The sequence below is a fragment of the Liquorilactobacillus aquaticus DSM 21051 genome (genome assembly GCF_001436755.1).
Classification (GTDB): domain Bacteria; phylum Bacillota; class Bacilli; order Lactobacillales; family Lactobacillaceae; genus Liquorilactobacillus; species Liquorilactobacillus aquaticus.
The window spans coordinates 314,464-330,749 of sequence record NZ_AYZD01000011.1 but is presented as its reverse complement, the minus strand read 5'-3'; the positions used below and the strand labels follow the sequence as shown (position 1 = coordinate 330,749).

Sequence of the window (16,286 nt, the reverse complement as noted above, 5' to 3'; positions counted from 1 at the left end):
TAATCTTAGAAATGTTCGCAACTTATTCTGTTTCTGGATTACGTAAATAATATCCAACTCCGCGGCGAGTTACCAACCATGTTGGGCGGCTAGGATTATCTTCAACTTTTTCACGCAACCGACGCACTGTCACATCAACTGTTCTAACATCACCAAAGTAATCATAACCCCAAACTGTCTGTAAAAGATGTTCACGTGTCATTACTTGCCCAATATGCTTTGCCAAATAATAAAGCAATTCAAACTCACGATGCGTTAATTCGATTTTTTCATCACGTTTAGACACCATATAGGCCTCTGGATGAATTGTTAGATCACCAATGGTAATCTCATTGTCCTTGTTCTCCTCCTCAGTTTGAGCAGTCGCTGCCGCGCTTGACTGTCGTCGCAAATTGGCCTTAACACGCGCAACCAGCTCACGATTAGAGAAAGGTTTTGTCACATAATCATCGGCTCCCAGCTCCAGCCCCAAAACCTTGTCTATTTCAGCATCCTTGGCTGTCACCATAATAATAGGCATATCGTGTGTTTTTCTTACCTCACGTGCCACTTCAAGTCCATCGATTTTAGGCAACATAATGTCAAGCAAAATCAGATCAGGATTTACCTCCTTGACCTGTTTCAAAGCTTCTTCCCCATCATAAGCTGTGTAAACGTCAAAGCCTTCTTTTGTTAAATTAAATTTTACTATATCAGAAATTGGTTTTTCATCATCCACAACTAATATCTTCTTCATTTTCATACTCCTTCCAATAAATACCTAATCATTCTAGGTACTCAGCCAACAGTCGATTATCTTTAAAAAACTGCTTTGCTTACTATACTAACAATCTATGCACATCTGCAGTCATTTTTTTAATGACTCTGCATAATTATAATTCGCCAAATCATAGCCTTTTTCATTATAACCTATCCTTAACTTAAAACCAACTAGCCTTCTGCTTGCATCATTGACTTGACAATGAAGAGAATGCTTTAAGGGTATACATCTAATTGTGCTATAATATTCTTACTCTATAAGAATTCAAGGAGGTGCACAGATGTCGACAGATGTTTTAGTTGCTCAGGATTTATCCTGCGTTGGTCAAGTTTCTATGAGTGTTGCTTTGCCTTTGCTGGGGGCCGCGGGGCTTAGACCCACTGTTCTTCCAACTGCTTTGCTGTCCACTCATACAGGTGGATTCGGTACTAATACATATCTTGATCTAAGCGGTGAAATCGAAAAAATCGTTAACCATTGGAACTCTCTCAATCTTAACTTTTCAGCTGTTTACCTAGGATATTTAGGTCAAGGACCTTTAAATACACTTTTGCAGCATTTCGAAGAATTAGTTACTCCCAAAACATTCAGTCTTATTGATCCAGTTATGGGGGATAATGGACATCTCTACCATGGTTTTGACAATGGCTACATTGAAGGTATGCGTAATTTGGTAAAAAAAGCTCACTTGATTACTCCCAATGTAACTGAGGCGGCATTGCTTTTAGGCAAACCACCATCTAACCGGGCACTATCTCTTCTTGAAGCACAAGATTTACTGGAAGAATTAGTCCAAGTGTTTAACAAACAGCAAATTATTTTGACCGGAGTCCACTTGGTTAACGACAAGATAGCAGTACTCGGCTGCGATGAGATTTCCCGGGAAATATGGGACCAGCAGATCTCGAAAATACCCGGCAACTATTTTGGGACAGGAGATATCTTTGCCAGCATCTTGTTTATCATGTTGCTGAAAGGCGCAGACATCAAAACATCTGTTAGTACTGCAATGGAGTTCGTCAGTGATTCCATTCAAAGTACACTTGAAATTCCAGGCTTTGATACACGCTATGGAGTTAACTATGCTCCACATCTGCCAAATCTTTTGAACAAAATAGCCCACATTCAAAGGGGGAACTAATCATGTTACACTACAATAAAAATTCACTTCAAGCAATTATTATGACCGGACTTTTTACTGCTCTTATTTATCTTGGGATTTTCATTTTTAGAATACCCATTCCAGCTCTGGTTGGACGACCATTTATTCATTTCGGCAATACTTTAGCCATTCTGGCTGTTTTGTTTCTTGGACTGCGGAACGGCGCTTTGGCGGGAATAATCGGCTTAGGCGGTTTTGATATCTTGAATGGCTATGCTCTAACTTCATGGCTCACGATGTTAGAAGTTGCTCTTGTAGCATTAGTCGTCAGCTTTCTTTTAAAAAGTTTTAATTATAATGACAATAAAAAAAATATTATTATCATTGCGATTGCCGCTGGAACACTTAAAATTTTAACATCTTATTGCACATCAATTATTGAAGCCCTGATGGTTGGAACATCATTCAATACGGCTGTGGTTGCTTCCTTCTTAAGTCTCCCAGCAACTGTGATCAATTCTATTTCAACTGCTATCTGTGTCCCACTTCTCTATTTCTTGTTGAAGCGAATTTTTAATACCATTAATCAAAGGCGCAATTAATTTTACTTGCTTGGCACAAAATAAGTCCTGATCCTCAGCATAAATATTCGAACTTTCAAATTTCTTTTAAAATTAGGTTGCATCTCATCAATATAAATGGTAATATATTTCTTGTTGATGAGATATGGGTGGCTAGCTCAGCTGGCAGAGCAACGGACTCTTAATCCGTGGGTCCAGGGTTCGATCCCCTGGCCACCCATCAGAGGTTTACTACCAGCAACAACGACTGTTAAAACAGCGTTGTTGCTGGTTTTTTTGTACCTAAAACTAAAGCTAGCATTGATACACTGAAAAATAGTACGCTAAAAAAACTAAAAGAGCCTAAGACAAGATCAAAACGACCTTATCTTAGACTTTTTTTATGAGGTTTCTTGCCGCTATTGTCAGCCCGTAACACCTATCTAAGTAAATAAATTAATGCCCATTTGTCTTGCATACATACGAATATTAATTTACTTGCTTATCTAACTAAAAATAAGTTACTTTGCGCTTAGATCGTATTGATATCATTCTTAAGAGAACGCAGTACGTTGATAACTTCTGAAGTGCTTAAAACGTTGCGGCCTTCTCGTAATACTGATTCAATATCATCAATTCTAGTAAAAATAAGACCCTTTTCTTTTTTATCCACAAGCTCACCCCCTTCCAGAGCTCTGTTTTAATGATACCATATGCTGCTGCACTATTTCATCCGCTTTTTTAATAATTTCACGCCTGCTAACATTAATTTTCACAGCACTTTTAAAACAATTTGAGTTAGTAAAAGCAGTATATTTCACAAAACTCTTCCAAAGTATTACTGTGGAGTTACACGCTTGAAATGAATTCTGTTTAATTAATGTTTATCAATAAGGAGGCCACATCACATGAACAATTCTAAAATAACGCTTAACGATGGTCATCGTATTCCTTCAATCGGGCTTGGAACCTATCAAATACGTGGTGGTCAGGGAATCGATCAGGTTCTCTCCGCCATTCAGGATGGTTATCGCTTACTTGACACCTCAACTAACTATGATAGCGAGGGCATTGTCGGTGAAGCTATCCGTCGTTCTGGTATTCCACGTTCAGAATTTACTGTTACGTCAAAACTTCCTGGTAAATACCATCATTATGATGACGCACTGATGAGTATTCAGGAGTCACTATGTCGAATGGGATTATCATATTTTGACTTGTATCTGATACACTGGCCGTTGCCCAAGAGAAAGCTTTATGTTGAAGCGTGGAAAGCTCTTATCACAGCAAGCAAGCTGGGACTGATTCGTTCGATCGGTGTTTCAAACTTTGAACCAGAACATCTTGATCGTCTTATCGATAAAACCGGTATTGCTCCTGCAGTCAATCAAATTGAAGTCCACCCATTCTGGAATCAGGAACGAATGCTGAAAGCAAATAAAGAGCGTGGAATAGTGACCGAAGCATGGAGCCCTCTCGGACGCGGAAGCAAAGCTTTGCAAGAGCCAATAATCAAAAAGCTTGCTGATAAGTACAATAAAAACGTTGGACAAATAATTTTGCGCTGGCATATTGACCGAGATGTTGTCCCCATTCCTAAATCAAGCAACTTACTTCATCAGCGTGCTAATTTAGACATCTTTGATTTTAAACTGACTGCTGCAGAAATTGCTGCAATCAATGAACTAACTCAAAGTGATGGACGAATCGATAATCAAGATCCTAACGAATACGAGGAGTTCGACTAACTTTTCTCCGCTGAATATACACTCAATTAGCCACTGAATACTATTGCTTACTAGTTAAAAAAAGATGTTTACAAAGCATAATTGATATGGTATAAATATATATGTGCTATTAATCATCATTGCTCAGTAGTTCAGTGGTAGAATAATTGACTGTTAATCAAGAGGTCGTAGGTTCGAATCCTACCTGAGCAGTTTATAACATATCGATACAAAAGAGAAACTTGTAATTATGCAAGTTTCTTTTTTTCATACTCTAATCTTGACCCGCAAATCTTCAATTTTATTCAATAACATTACTACTTTCCGCAGAAAAATATAGCTAGCAGAGAACAGACCTAAACAGCGATCTTCATCAGAAAGTTAATTTGATGACGATCGCTGTTTAAAATATCATATCTCATACTTATTTGAAATAAATTTCTCAATATTTACCATATTATATGGTGTAGCTCCAGTACAAAAAAATTCTATTTAAGAAAAGTTAGTTAGCCTGCCCTTCTTTTATTCTGTTTGGGCCAACCAATGTGGTCTTTGTATCAATGATTCGTTTCAACCCAACTCCTGTAAAGCCGCTTAGAAGCGAGAAAAGTGGGCATAGGAGACTGAAAAAGACAAATGGTAAGTACTGCACTGTCGGAACACTTAATGTATTAGCTAGAAAAACGCCCCCAACTCCCCAAGGAACCAAGTAGTTAATAACTGTACCTCCATCTTCAAGGACACGACCCAAAGCATTATTGGCTAAACCGCCCGCATTAAATGCTTGTTTAAATGCCCGGCCAGGCAGGATGATCGATAAAAATTGTTCGCCCACAAAAACATTAACACCAATACATACGAAAATTCCAGCGGTTATTAACTTGCCAGCACTATTAAGATGTTTTGCCAATGGATCCATTACTGTTTTTATTAAACCAAATTTTACAAGAAGCCCCCCTAAAGACAAGGTCAAAACAATCAAGGCAACAGTTGGCATCATGCTAACGATTCCTCCACGAGACAATAGTGTGTTGACTGTTGCGTTCCCTGTCTTAGCAACAAAACCATTTGTGATGATTTCCGCTAACTGCTTCAATGGGACTTGCGGATCCTGAATAAAAATCATGACACTAGTGACAAATACATTCAAGAGCATTGTTGGAACAGCTGGCATCTTTAACCCAGCACATACAAAAACTAAAATAATTGGAATTATTGCCCAAAATGAGACATTAAAATTTGCATTTAAAATAGCAACTGTTCGATTAATTCTCCCTAAACTCATATTAGAATCATCATGCCCCATAAACATGAAAAGAACAGCAGTTAATATTCCCGCTGGGAGCGTTGACCATAAAAGGTTTTTGATGTGCTCAAACAACTCCGTATCTACCACCGCTGATGCTAGATTGTTAGTTTCTGAAAGAGGAGAAAGTTTGTCTCCAAAAATTGCTCCTGAAATAATAGCACCTGCTATCATAGCTGGATTTAAGCCCATTGTTACTCCCATGCCCATGAAGGCGATCCCCACTGTTGAAGCTACTGTAAACGCACTTCCAACTGCTGCTCCCACAAGTGTACACACTACAAATACCGAAGGAAGGAACCAGCGGACATTTATTATTTTAAATCCTAGAACCATCAATGACGGTATCGTCCCCGCAGCGATCCATGTGCTGATCATGGCACCGATCAATATAAAAATAAAGATAGGTATGATTCCTTTTTCAATTCCATCCTTAATGCCTAGATTAACACTCGCCCAACTGAACTTTCTTAGCTTTGCCCATAAAATAATCGTCCCCATCGCTAACATAACTGGGACTTGTGGTGAAAGCCCAAAGCCAATCACTCCTCCGCCCATTATCAGCAACACTAAAATCAAAATACCGCTTGCTTCGCCCACACTTATTTTTTTAATTTCATTCATTCGTTACACTCCCCATTTATTAAAATTTAGCGCTCATTTTTGTTATTTAACGGTAATATTGATAACCTGCCATCCCACCAAAAGTCTCCATCATTATCATCATCCTTTTTTAAAATAAAAAAGTCCCTATTGCAATTATTGCAATAGGGACGAATTTCCGTGTTACCACCCAGTTTGAAGATAAACTGTTACATATCTTCCACTCACTAGACGATAACGGAGTCTAGTTATTAACCGTTCAGAGAAACTCTGCCAATGTATTTGATCAAACTACCCTGATCGGTTCGCAGCAACCACCGACTTCCTGACACCCAGATAGAGAGACTACTTATTATGGCATTCAACGTTCATTTATTAGAATATGCAAAGATTAACATGCCATACCTTTAATGTCAACCCACCTTTTCATTATACTGCTGATAAATTCATGGGGTATCTCTTGAGATGATATAAAAATTTTATTCAATTCAAAATCGAATGTTTGACAAGTCATGTGCCATAGTATATCATCAAGCTCGTACTTCGATGTGTTGCACATTATCTAAATTCAATTCAGTAGAATTTGAACTGAGCGTCCAGAAAGTCGGTGGTTGCTGCGAACCGATCAAGTTTAAATTTCGAATTACGTTGAATCAGTTTATTTACATTTAAATATTTTTTTAAAGAAAAACGTCTATCGTTTTAAAATTAAGGTGGTACCACGAGTGAAATCGTCCTTAGCATTAGCTAAGGGCGATTTTTTGATAAAAAAATATTTTTGAAATCATAAAGTTTAAATTCATAATTTAGGAGGACAAATCAATGCACGCAAAAAAAATATCATTACTCGAAACCAGCATCGTTCTTGCTGTGATCATCTTGAGTATTTCTTTGAGCGTTATCGTTTTAAAAGTGACACCTAGTATTGCAATTCTATTTTCAATCAGTCTGACCATGCTCTATGCTTGGATGCGGCGTTTTCCCCTCGCACTTTTGAATAAGGGAATTATCTCAGGAATTCAACCAGGTATCGTCCCGATTTTCATTTTTATTCTAGTAGGTTCGCTGATTGCCGTCTGGATAAAGGCTGGTATCATACCGACTCTGATGGTCGTCGGTTTCAAGATTATCAGCATTAAGTTTTTTGTACCTTCCATCTTTGTTGTTTGTGCTGTCGTTGGAAGTGCTGTTGGGAGTGCTTTTACTGTCATGTCGACTATTGGAATTGCTTTCTTCGGCATCGGAACAACACTTGGTTTGGACCCCGCACTGGTCGTTGGCTCGATCGTTTCTGGTGCTATATTTGGCGATAAAATGTCGCCTTTATCAGAATCTACTAACTTAACGGCGGCCGTCGTTGAAGCGGATTTATTCAAGCATATTAAGAATCTGATGTGGTCGACCGTCCCTGCCTTTATTTGTTCGCTTATTTTATTTTGTATATTAGGTTGGAACAATCACAGTGCCAGCTTGAAACAGATTAGGAACGTCGTCTCCGTATTAGAAGAAAACTTTTCTATTTCATTTTGGGCAGTAATTCCAATTTTATTTATGTTTATTTGTGCTTGGAAAAAAATACCTGCTGTTTTCACTATTCTACTAAATATCTGTATTTCAGTCGGAATGATTTTCATTCAAAATCCTCACACTAGCTTTAAATCTTTAGGAACAATAATTGAAAGCGGCTTTGTCTCGCACACTGGTAATAAGCAGCTCGATCTACTACTTTCACGTGGTGGAATTGAGAGTATGATGCCTACAGTTGCCCTGATTATTTTAACTTTATCACTAGGCGGTCTTTTGATGGAAACTGGCTTAATTGAGACAGCTATGAATGCAATAGCCCACAAACTCGTATCAACTTCCAGTTTGATCTCAGCGACACTTTTAGCAAGTATCGGCACTAACATTTTCGTCGGTGAGCAATTTTTATCAGTTATTTTACCTGGGAATGCGTTTAAAAGTGTTTATAAGAAAAAACAGCTTGATCCTGTTGTCCTAGGCCGTGCTTTGGAAGATGGTGGGACTGTTATTAACTACCTTATTCCTTGGGGAGTCGCTGGCAGCTTTGTTGCCGGAACATTCGGTGTTCCTACCCTTACCTACCTTCCTTTTGTTTTTTTCAGTTTATTTTCACCTCTTTTTTCATTTTTAAGTGCTCTAACAGGAATTGGAATAAAATACACAAAAAAATAAGATTCTTTTTGCTAATAAAAGGGTTACCAATGTTTCATGTGAAACATCGGTAACCCTTTTATTTTTTACAGTTTTTACCAGTGTGCTATTATTATACTAAAACCCACACTAAGAATTTCAGGAGGTCTAGACTTACTATGAACTGTCAACAAACCTTAGCAATTACGAGCCACCGCGTTCTAGCCAGTGATTTAAATGAACATGAAACCTTTTATGGTGGTCGTTTGCTTGAGTTGCTAGATAGCACTGCTTCAATCTCAGCATCTCATATCGCGCGCACAGAAACTGCCACTGCGTCGCTTGACCACTTTAACTTTATTGCTCCCCTCAAATTGAAAGACTTCTTCTACATCGAAACATACGTCAGCGGAGTCGGAAATCGTTCTATCGAAATCTTCGCTAAAATAATTGGTGAGCATCTTCAAACAGGTGACCGTTTTTTAGGAGCAACCGCCTTTTTAACTTTCGTCACCCTCAATAAAAAAAACGCGCTCGATTCCATTTCCCCATTATCGGAAGAAGAACGGGCTGTTTGTTCAAAATATTCTGAACGAAAACAAAAACAAGTTGAACTTCTTAAACAACAAAAAGAATTTAGAAAGAAAATCTCGCTTGCACTCCCCTGGCAGGAAGCATAAGCAAATGCCGACAAGTTATTAATTCATCGACTTTTGCTTTTGAACAACATCAATCAAAAATGCTATTGCTTCCTCATATGTACATGCTTTTTGTTTCATAACTGTCCTGATTGCCTTCTCAGTATCCTTAGAAAATACCATTATCATCACTCCTATAATAATTAACTCCCAGCACCGTACTCTCTATGAACCACAAGACAGTTTTGCCAGACATCAATCTTTTATCGAACGCTCATTCTCATTTTATAACGGTTAAAGAAAAAAAACGAGGATAATGTATTGTTAAAATTTGAAGTAAGTCTTCTCCTTAGCGTCAAATTAGGAATTTATCAAAACAATTTTTTTTAAAACAAAAAACACCCCTCATAGTTGAAGTGGAAAAAATTAACTATGGAGGTATTTTTTGTAACTAGAATTTTAAAAAAGAATATTTAAATTTGTTCCCAGACATTGTCTAAAACATTAGTTTGTTCACGGTCAGGTCCAACTGAGAAAGTTGAGATTCTGACACCAACTAATTCTTCTATTTTTTGTATATAATTACGTGCATTAACTGGTAAGTCTTCGAGACGTTTGATATGTGTAATATCTTCCTTCCATCCCGGCAATGTCTCATAAACAGGTTTACATTGGCTCAACTGTTTCAAACTCGCTGGATAATGATAAATTGTCTCTCCGTCTAATTCATACGATGTACAAATCTTTATTTCATCCAATCCTGTCAATACGTCCACACAGTTTAAGCAAAGATTTGTTAGACCCGAAACACGTTTAGCATGACGTAAAACCACGCTATCGAACCAACCGATCCGACGAGGACGATGAGTAACAGTTCCATATTCATGTCCCGCTTCACGGATGAAATCACCCGTTTCGTTATTCAGTTCCGTTGGGAAAGGTCCATCCCCCACTCTTGACGTATAGGCCTTGCATGCTCCTACAACTTTGTCAATCTTAGAAGGTCCTACACCGCTACCAATTGTCACTCCACCCGCAACCGGATTAGACGATGTTACAAACGGATAAGTTCCTTGGTCAATATCAAGCATGACACCTTGCGCACCTTCAAATAATACCCTTTTTCCACTATCAAGAGCGTCATTCAGTATCACTGAAGTGTCCGCAACATTATCTTTAAATTGTTGACCATATTCATAGTATGCTTCAAAAATATCCTCAAATTTCAATGGCTCATGGTCATAAAAACGCGTAAATTCTTGATTTTTTTCTTCAAGATTATGGCGTAGTTTAGCTTCAAAAATTTCTTTGTCTAATAAATCAGCTACACGAATTCCAACTCGTGCTGCTTTATCCATATAAGCCGGCCCGATACCTTTATTAGTTGTCCCAATCTTCTGATCCTTTTTAGCCTTCTCTTGAAGGCCGTCTAACAGAATATGGTACGGCAAAATAACATGTGCGCGATCCGAAATACGTAAATTATTGGTCGAAATTCCCCGATCTTTCAAGTATTTTAATTCTTCTACTAATGACTTAGGATTTAATACAACCCCGTTGCCTATTACACTCGTCTTAGATGCATAGAAGATTCCAGATGGTATTAGTCGGAGCTTGAAAGTTTCTCCGCCAAATACGATCGTATGACCCGCATTGTCGCCGCCTTGATAGCGAGCTATTACATCTGCATTATGACTTAAGAAATCGGTGATTTTACCTTTCCCTTCGTCGCCCCATTGACTACCTACAACTACTATTGATGACATTAAGTTTCACCTCATTAAATGATTTAAACAAAATAAACTACACAATCTTAATCATTAACCTCGATAATTGTATCAGTCAAAAGTTTATCTTTCAAGTAAATAACGAATATTTATTAAAAAGCTTTTTTTAAAATTCAAAAATAACGAACTTTAACATTGACTTTGGTTTTTTATGAATTAGTCTAAGAACTTTATGCAAATTGATATACCAAAAAAGGACTGCACTAAAAACCAAAGTTTAATGTGCAGTCCCTTATCTTTAACTTTTTTATATTGACGTGTTTCTGGGGATATTCTTCCCCGCCGACTATGAGTTGTCACGATAGTTCTATCAAGCCATCATCAGAACGTAAAAATCCCTCTCTTGGCAAAATGCTCTCTCCAACCTTGCTCTGTAAAAAAACAATAATGCACTAAAATGCTGTTTCAGCCATTATCAGGAACATATGCAACCGATGAAAATTTATTATAAGATTTCACAAACAAAAGTTTAACGGTGCCACGTGGACCTGAACGATTCTTCTCAATAATTACTTCCACTTCACCAACATCTTGCGTATCATCGTCTTTGTTATTGTTGCCATCATTTTCATCGCCTTCTTGCCGATCATAGTAGTCATCACGATACAAAAAAGCAACAATATCCGCATCTTGTTCGATTGAGCCTGACTCACGAATATCAGACAGGACCGGTCTTTTGTCTTGGCGCTGTTCAACCCCACGGGAAAGCTGTGATAGGGCAATTACAGGTACTGACAATTCCTTGGCCAGTTTTTTTAGCTGACGTGAAATCTCAGAAACTTCCTGTTGCCTGCTTTCCTTATTCGTTCCCTCAATCAACTGCAGATAATCAACGACAATTAAGCCTAAGTTTCCCTTTTCTTTAGCTAATCGACGACATTTAGCTCTTATCTCTGCCATCTTAATGCCTGGTGTATCATCGATGTAAATAGCCGCTTGTGATAGCGACCCCATGGCTACGACCAAATTCTGCCACTCTTCATCGTTCAACTGCCCGGTTCTCAAATGATTAGCATTGACGCTTCCTTCTGCACAAAGCATGCGATTAACTAAAGACTCAGCACTCATTTCAAGCGAGAAGATAGCCACAGTCTGATCGGTCTTAGTTCCGACGTTTTGTGCGATATTCAATGCAAAAGCTGTTTTCCCCACGGCTGGTCGAGCTGCTAAGATAATCAAATTATCTGGTTGAAGTCCAGCAGTCATTTTGTCCAATTCGTTATAGCCAGTTGCTAGACCCGTAATGTCTTCATCATTCTGATATAATTTATCAATTTGCTCGATCGTACTATTCAAAACATCTGTAATCGATTTAAAACCGCTTCGGTTCCTACGTTCAGAAACATCCATAATCTGCCGTTCAGCATCATCCAATAACGTTGGCACGTCTTCTTCTTGATTATACGTCTGAGTGACGATATTCGAAGCAGTCGCTATTAGCCGCCGCATAATCGCCTTCTCTTCAACAATTCGCGCATAATATGCAACATTGGCAGCCGTCGGAACAGCTGTTGCTAATTCAGCAATATAGCTAACTCCGCCGACATCCTCGCTTTGATTCTTAGCGTTCAAATAATCATTCATCGTAACTACGTCAATTACCTCATCTTGATTATTTAAATCTATCATCGCTTGGAAAATTATCTGGTGTGCGCGCCGATAAAAATCATCCGGTTGAAGATATTCCATCGCCTCGACTAACGAATCTGAACGCAAAAAAATCGAACCTAAAACTGCTTGCTCAGCCTCGATATTCTGCGGTGGCAAATGATCTGTCAAAACATCATTACTCATCTTTTTTCCTCTCACTCCAAATAACCCTAAACATTAAGAACATTCCATTTGAATTGTCAAAGCTCTTATCACTTGTTATTTTTCTGTCACGTGAACTCGAACTTTAGCACTGACTTTACTATGCAGTTTAACTGGGATATTAGTATATCCAAGTACTTTAATCGGTTCTGGGAGATCCATCTTCCGTTTGTCGATTTTTAAACCATATTGCTTAACAAGTGCCTGTGCTACTTGTTTACTTGTAATCGAACCAAACAATCTTCCATCTTCTCCGGCTTTAGCTTTCAATTCAACGACCATTTCACCAGATTCTAGTTTTTCTTTGAATACTTTTGCTTCTGCCAGAATTTCAGCATCTTTCTTTTCTTCAGCACGCTGCTGTGCCTTCAGTTGGCTCATCGCCTGTGCAGTTGCAGCTTTAGCTTTATTCGACTTCATCAAGAAATTAGCGTATCCATCAGGGATATCCTTAATTTCTCCACGTTTTCCTTTACCTCTAACATCTTGTACAAAAATAACTTTCATGCTAAATCCTCCTCAAAATAAACTTCTAATTTTCTTTTTTCAGAACATCTAAAAGTTGTTCTCGTGCTTCGCTAACCGAAATACCCTCCAACTGCGTTGCCGCATTTGAAAGATGTCCACCACCGCCAAGCTGTTCCATGATAACTTGGACGTTTGCCTTACCGTTACTGCGTGCGGATATACCTACTTTTCCATCCTGACGTTGGGTAACAACAAATGAAGCCTCGACCCCACTAACTGTGAGCAGTGCATCCGCTGCCTGTGCTGCAGTCACTGGGTCATAAATTTTATCTGTTTCTCCGGCACACAGTGCCAAATTATCACCAATGAACTCTACACGATCAATTAGATGATTGCGCTGCAAGAAATTGTCAGCATTTTCCTTCATAAAATGCTGCGACATGGCTGAATCTGCTCCGACTGAACGTAAGTAACTAGCCGCATCAAAAGTCCTCGTCCCTGTTCGTAACGAAAACGATCTTGTATCTACGATAATTCCTGTCAACATTGCTGTTGCCTCAATCTTGTTGATCGGCTCACTCTCTTTGGATTGATACTCAAACATTTCTGTTATCAATTCACATGTCGATGACGCATAAGGTTCGATGTAGACTAAAATTGGATTCTCAGGAAATTCTTCACCCCGTCGATGATGGTCAATCACCATTACCCGGTTAATTAATTTAGTATACAGCTCTTCACTAACTGAGATTGAGGGCTTAGAATGATCAACCATTATTAGCAAACTCTGTTCTGTCGTTTTTTCCAAGGCTTCCTCAGCTGAGATAATGGTTCCTTTTATATCAGGATACTGCTCAAGTTCTTCCATTAGTCGCTCAACATCTGAATGCAGACTATTTTTATCTAAAACAATCCAGCATTTCTTTTTGTTCATAGCAGCAATTCGTCTAATTCCAAGACACGCACCTACAGAATCCATATCCGGCTGTTTATGACCCATCACAAAAATCTGTTCCGACTGACTCATCAATTCCTGCAAAGCTTGTGATATCATACGTGCGCGAACACGAGTCCTTTTCTCCATCGGATTCGTTTTTCCACCATAAAAGCGAGCTTGACCATCAGGTGTTTTCACAACTACTTGATCTCCTCCGCGGCCAAGAGCCAAATCTAGATTGCTTTGCGCTAATCTAGCCAAAGCGGCTAAATTATCATCATCGTATGCGATCCCGATACTTAAGGTTAAAGGAAAGTTCTGTTTTGAAGTTCGTTCACGGATTCGATCCAATATCCTAAATTTTTCATCTTCTAACTGTTTTAGGACACCTGCATAGGCTACAACAAAAAAATGATCATCATCAATACGTTTGAGATACATCTTAAACCGCTTAGCCCAGTTGGAGAGTTCGTTAGTCACATAATTGCTTAGGTTAGAGACCTTTTTATCCGTCATCGTCTGGGTGACCTCATCATAGTTATCCAGGAATATTTGTCCAACAACAATTCCTGTATCACGATCATGCTGCTCGATTTGGGCATAGCGTGTCACATCCATCAAATATACCGCATGAATATCATTTTGGATCATCATCTGAAACTTACGTTCGCCCCAAGAAACCTCCAAAGCATCCTTAGCTTTGGAGTTTTCTTCGATCAAGGTTGCCAACTCTTCATCAACTTCAGATACAGGTTTCCCCAGTACTTCATTTTTACCAAAATACTTCTGCAGATAAGGATTGATCCACTCGATCTCGCCTTTTTCGCTTAAAAATAAAATTCCGATTGGCATTTTTATTAGTGATTCCTGCTCACCACGCTTGATGCGATAAGATAAATCTGAAATATACTCAGTAGTATCTTCTGTAATTTCCTTTAGCGTAAAGAATGCCACCACGATTGTCAGCACTACTAAAACCAAAAGAACGAGCCCCAAAATTGGGTTTACAATAAATGCCATTATCTCGCAGACAATCGATAGCAATAAAAGAAAAATTGCGATTAGCATTATTTTACTGTTTTTCATAAAAGCTGGCAGATGCCAGAAATCCTTTGAAAAAAATTGTTTCACTATCTTCTCCTCACATTCTGTGAATATTAACAAAAACTGTTAATCAGATTAAAAGCAGCCATGGGTTTCCCTATAGAATCTTCAATCAGTATACAGCCTCACTTGATAGCATAAAACATATGAAGCTCATCGTGCTTTCTATTTTATCACAAACAACGAACGGTTACACCAGATACAAAATTGCCTGATACGTTGAAATTGTTTTTGAACATCAATTAAGTTTATCTTTACAAAAAACAAGGGAAACTGTGAATTTGATACTCAAACTCACAGCTTCCCTTACTTTTATTATATTATCTTATTAAAATTAAACTTCCGTATGTGTGTTTGAACGAAACCATCCGCGAACACTGAAAAATGCATACATATCATTTAAGAAGAAGACACTATAACTAAAAATCAGTGCAAAGTTGCCATCCCCTTGCAGCATGGTCTGCATCCACAACGCGATCGTAAAGATTGAACTGATCGTCCATACATAATACTGCTCACGTTTCCGATTCAATTCAAGTAATGATCCGGTAATAGCCATTGCTAAGTTCAAACTATCCAAGAAAACACGTGGATCGCTAGTTAAACTAAAAATATAATAAAGAACCACCCATGCTAAGCCAAAGAAAATGATGTAAGCGATCCATTCAAAGCGATTTTCAAACTTTTCAGCTTGAATATTATCGTTCCATTTTGGATCTAGGATACAGAAAAAATCAAGAAATAGCAAGTACCCTATTTGCTCCCACGCAGTTGCGTAGTTACCAGCCATAAATCCCACCGAGGCAATACAGATCGCACTAACAGCACCGGCCCAGCCTTGGATTCCTGAACGATTTGAGATTCCAATAACACAGGCCACAGAGAGATTCCCTCCAACAAATGAAATCACAGATTGAAGGGGAGCAACATTGAATGATTGCAGCAATGAAAAAACCTGTAAAATAAAATTAAATGCCAAGAGACCGTAACTAAATTTTCCCCATCCGCGACATTGGTTTAGTAACCAGTTAAAATAACCCTTGCGAAAGACATTCTTGGAATAGCTTGGTAAATTTGTTAACACATCGATATAACGATTAAACATTTTGATATTATCCCCCTTAAAATTTAACGCACTTTCAATTGGTTCAGGAAACATTTTTCTGAACCGCATATCAAGCAACTCACGCTTTCCTAGTATATGCGTTAAAATCAGGAAAAAACAGTCTTGACATTTCGATATATTGATTAATCATTATAAAAAAACACTATATATAGTGTTTAATTTCTTAATTAAGAAATTAAACACAAAAAAAAGGCTCGGAAAA

Annotated in this window: 14 protein-coding genes and 2 tRNA genes; 7 read left to right on the top strand and 9 right to left on the bottom strand. The window is 38.3% G+C overall.

Annotation, left to right across the window (positions count from 1 at the left end; all coding sequences use genetic code 11):
- Positions 1-22: 22 nt before the first annotated feature.
- Complete coding sequence (yycF, locus tag FC19_RS03320; protein WP_057875569.1) at positions 23-736, bottom strand: response regulator YycF; 714 nt, start codon at positions 734-736, stop codon at positions 23-25.
- A 304-nt stretch (positions 737-1,040) separates the two neighbouring features.
- Here yycF and FC19_RS03315 point away from each other — a divergent pair, with 304 nt between their 5' ends.
- From FC19_RS03315 to FC19_RS03305, 3 genes are all read left to right on the top strand, one after another.
- Positions 1,041-1,901: a pyridoxamine kinase gene (locus FC19_RS03315; protein ID WP_057875568.1), complete on the top strand. Its 861-nt coding sequence runs from the start codon at positions 1,041-1,043 to the stop codon at positions 1,899-1,901.
- Positions 1,902-1,903: 2 nt separating this feature from the next.
- Entirely contained in the window at positions 1,904-2,464 is a 561-nt protein-coding gene (locus tag FC19_RS03310) for an ECF transporter S component (protein ID WP_057875567.1), read from the top strand.
- Positions 2,465-2,590: 126 nt separating this feature from the next.
- Positions 2,591-2,663 (top strand) — tRNA-Lys (locus FC19_RS03305).
- Between the two features lie 291 nt (positions 2,664-2,954).
- Here the strand turns inward: FC19_RS03305 and FC19_RS11430 are convergent.
- Complete coding sequence (locus tag FC19_RS11430; RefSeq protein WP_157061242.1) at positions 2,955-3,095, bottom strand: hypothetical protein; 141 nt, start codon at positions 3,093-3,095, stop codon at positions 2,955-2,957.
- Positions 3,096-3,330: 235 nt separating this feature from the next.
- On the opposite strand from FC19_RS11430, the gene FC19_RS03300 reads away from it, so the two are divergent.
- A complete protein-coding gene (locus FC19_RS03300; RefSeq protein WP_057875566.1) occupies positions 3,331-4,170 on the top strand; it encodes an aldo/keto reductase in 840 nt (279 codons plus the stop codon).
- Between the two features lie 120 nt (positions 4,171-4,290).
- A tRNA-Asn gene (locus FC19_RS03295) sits at positions 4,291-4,362 on the top strand.
- Positions 4,363-4,651: 289 nt separating this feature from the next.
- On the opposite strand, the gene nhaC (FC19_RS03290) is transcribed toward FC19_RS03295, so the two are convergent.
- A complete protein-coding gene (gene nhaC / locus FC19_RS03290) occupies positions 4,652-6,079 on the bottom strand; it encodes a Na+/H+ antiporter NhaC (protein WP_057875565.1) in 1,428 nt (475 codons plus the stop codon).
- An 801-nt stretch (positions 6,080-6,880) separates the two neighbouring features.
- Between nhaC (FC19_RS03290) and nhaC (FC19_RS03285) the strand changes: the two genes are divergently transcribed.
- Together nhaC (FC19_RS03285) and FC19_RS03280 are read left to right on the top strand one after the other, a co-directional pair.
- Positions 6,881-8,254: a Na+/H+ antiporter NhaC gene (nhaC, locus tag FC19_RS03285; protein WP_057875564.1), complete on the top strand. Its 1,374-nt coding sequence runs from the start codon at positions 6,881-6,883 to the stop codon at positions 8,252-8,254.
- A 137-nt stretch (positions 8,255-8,391) separates the two neighbouring features.
- Positions 8,392-8,892 (top strand): acyl-CoA thioesterase, encoded by a 501-nt coding sequence (locus tag FC19_RS03280; protein ID WP_057875563.1) that lies wholly within the window; start codon positions 8,392-8,394, stop codon positions 8,890-8,892.
- 18 nt (positions 8,893-8,910) lie between these two features.
- On the opposite strand, the gene FC19_RS11890 is transcribed toward FC19_RS03280, so the two are convergent.
- From FC19_RS11890 to pnuC, 6 genes are all read right to left on the bottom strand, one after another.
- Positions 8,911-9,033: a hypothetical protein gene (locus tag FC19_RS11890; RefSeq protein WP_268872808.1), complete on the bottom strand. Its 123-nt coding sequence runs from the start codon at positions 9,031-9,033 to the stop codon at positions 8,911-8,913.
- Positions 9,034-9,323: 290 nt separating this feature from the next.
- Positions 9,324-10,616 (bottom strand): adenylosuccinate synthase, encoded by a 1,293-nt coding sequence (locus FC19_RS03275; protein ID WP_057875562.1) that lies wholly within the window; start codon positions 10,614-10,616, stop codon positions 9,324-9,326.
- A 426-nt stretch (positions 10,617-11,042) separates the two neighbouring features.
- Complete coding sequence (dnaB, locus tag FC19_RS03270; RefSeq protein ID WP_057875561.1) at positions 11,043-12,431, bottom strand: replicative DNA helicase; 1,389 nt, start codon at positions 12,429-12,431, stop codon at positions 11,043-11,045.
- 75 nt (positions 12,432-12,506) lie between these two features.
- Entirely contained in the window at positions 12,507-12,956 is a 450-nt protein-coding gene (gene rplI, locus FC19_RS03265; protein ID WP_057875560.1) for a 50S ribosomal protein L9, read from the bottom strand.
- Between the two features lie 25 nt (positions 12,957-12,981).
- Complete coding sequence (locus FC19_RS03260) at positions 12,982-14,985, bottom strand: DHH family phosphoesterase (RefSeq protein ID WP_057875559.1); 2,004 nt, start codon at positions 14,983-14,985, stop codon at positions 12,982-12,984.
- A gap of 307 nt (positions 14,986-15,292) precedes the next feature.
- Positions 15,293-16,063 carry a nicotinamide riboside transporter PnuC gene (gene pnuC, locus FC19_RS03255; RefSeq protein WP_057875592.1) on the bottom strand — a complete coding sequence of 257 codons (771 nt, stop codon included), beginning with the start codon at positions 16,061-16,063 and terminating at the stop codon, positions 15,293-15,295.
- Between the last annotated feature and the right edge of the window lie 223 nt (positions 16,064-16,286).

Bases quoted from the DNA above. Each gene is read 5' to 3' on its own strand.
- yycF (WP_057875569.1), bottom strand. From the start codon at position 736: ATGAAGAAGATATTAGTTGTGGATGATGAAAAACCAATTTCTGATATA.
- FC19_RS03315 (WP_057875568.1), top strand. From the start codon at position 1,041: ATGTCGACAGATGTTTTAGTTGCTCAGGATTTATCCTGCGTTGGTCAA.
- FC19_RS03310 (WP_057875567.1), top strand. From the start codon at position 1,904: ATGTTACACTACAATAAAAATTCACTTCAAGCAATTATTATGACCGGA.
- FC19_RS03300 (WP_057875566.1), top strand. From the start codon at position 3,331: ATGAACAATTCTAAAATAACGCTTAACGATGGTCATCGTATTCCTTCA.
- nhaC (WP_057875565.1), bottom strand. From the start codon at position 6,079: ATGAATGAAATTAAAAAAATAAGTGTGGGCGAAGCAAGCGGTATTTTG.
- nhaC (WP_057875564.1), top strand. From the start codon at position 6,881: ATGCACGCAAAAAAAATATCATTACTCGAAACCAGCATCGTTCTTGCT.
- FC19_RS03280 (WP_057875563.1), top strand. From the start codon at position 8,392: ATGAACTGTCAACAAACCTTAGCAATTACGAGCCACCGCGTTCTAGCC.
- FC19_RS11890 (WP_268872808.1), bottom strand. From the start codon at position 9,033: ATGGTATTTTCTAAGGATACTGAGAAGGCAATCAGGACAGTTATGAAA.
- FC19_RS03275 (WP_057875562.1), bottom strand. From the start codon at position 10,616: ATGTCATCAATAGTAGTTGTAGGTAGTCAATGGGGCGACGAAGGGAAA.
- dnaB (WP_057875561.1), bottom strand. From the start codon at position 12,431: ATGAGTAATGATGTTTTGACAGATCATTTGCCACCGCAGAATATCGAG.
- rplI (WP_057875560.1), bottom strand. From the start codon at position 12,956: ATGAAAGTTATTTTTGTACAAGATGTTAGAGGTAAAGGAAAACGTGGA.
- pnuC (WP_057875592.1), bottom strand. From the start codon at position 16,063: ATGTTTAATCGTTATATCGATGTGTTAACAAATTTACCAAGCTATTCC.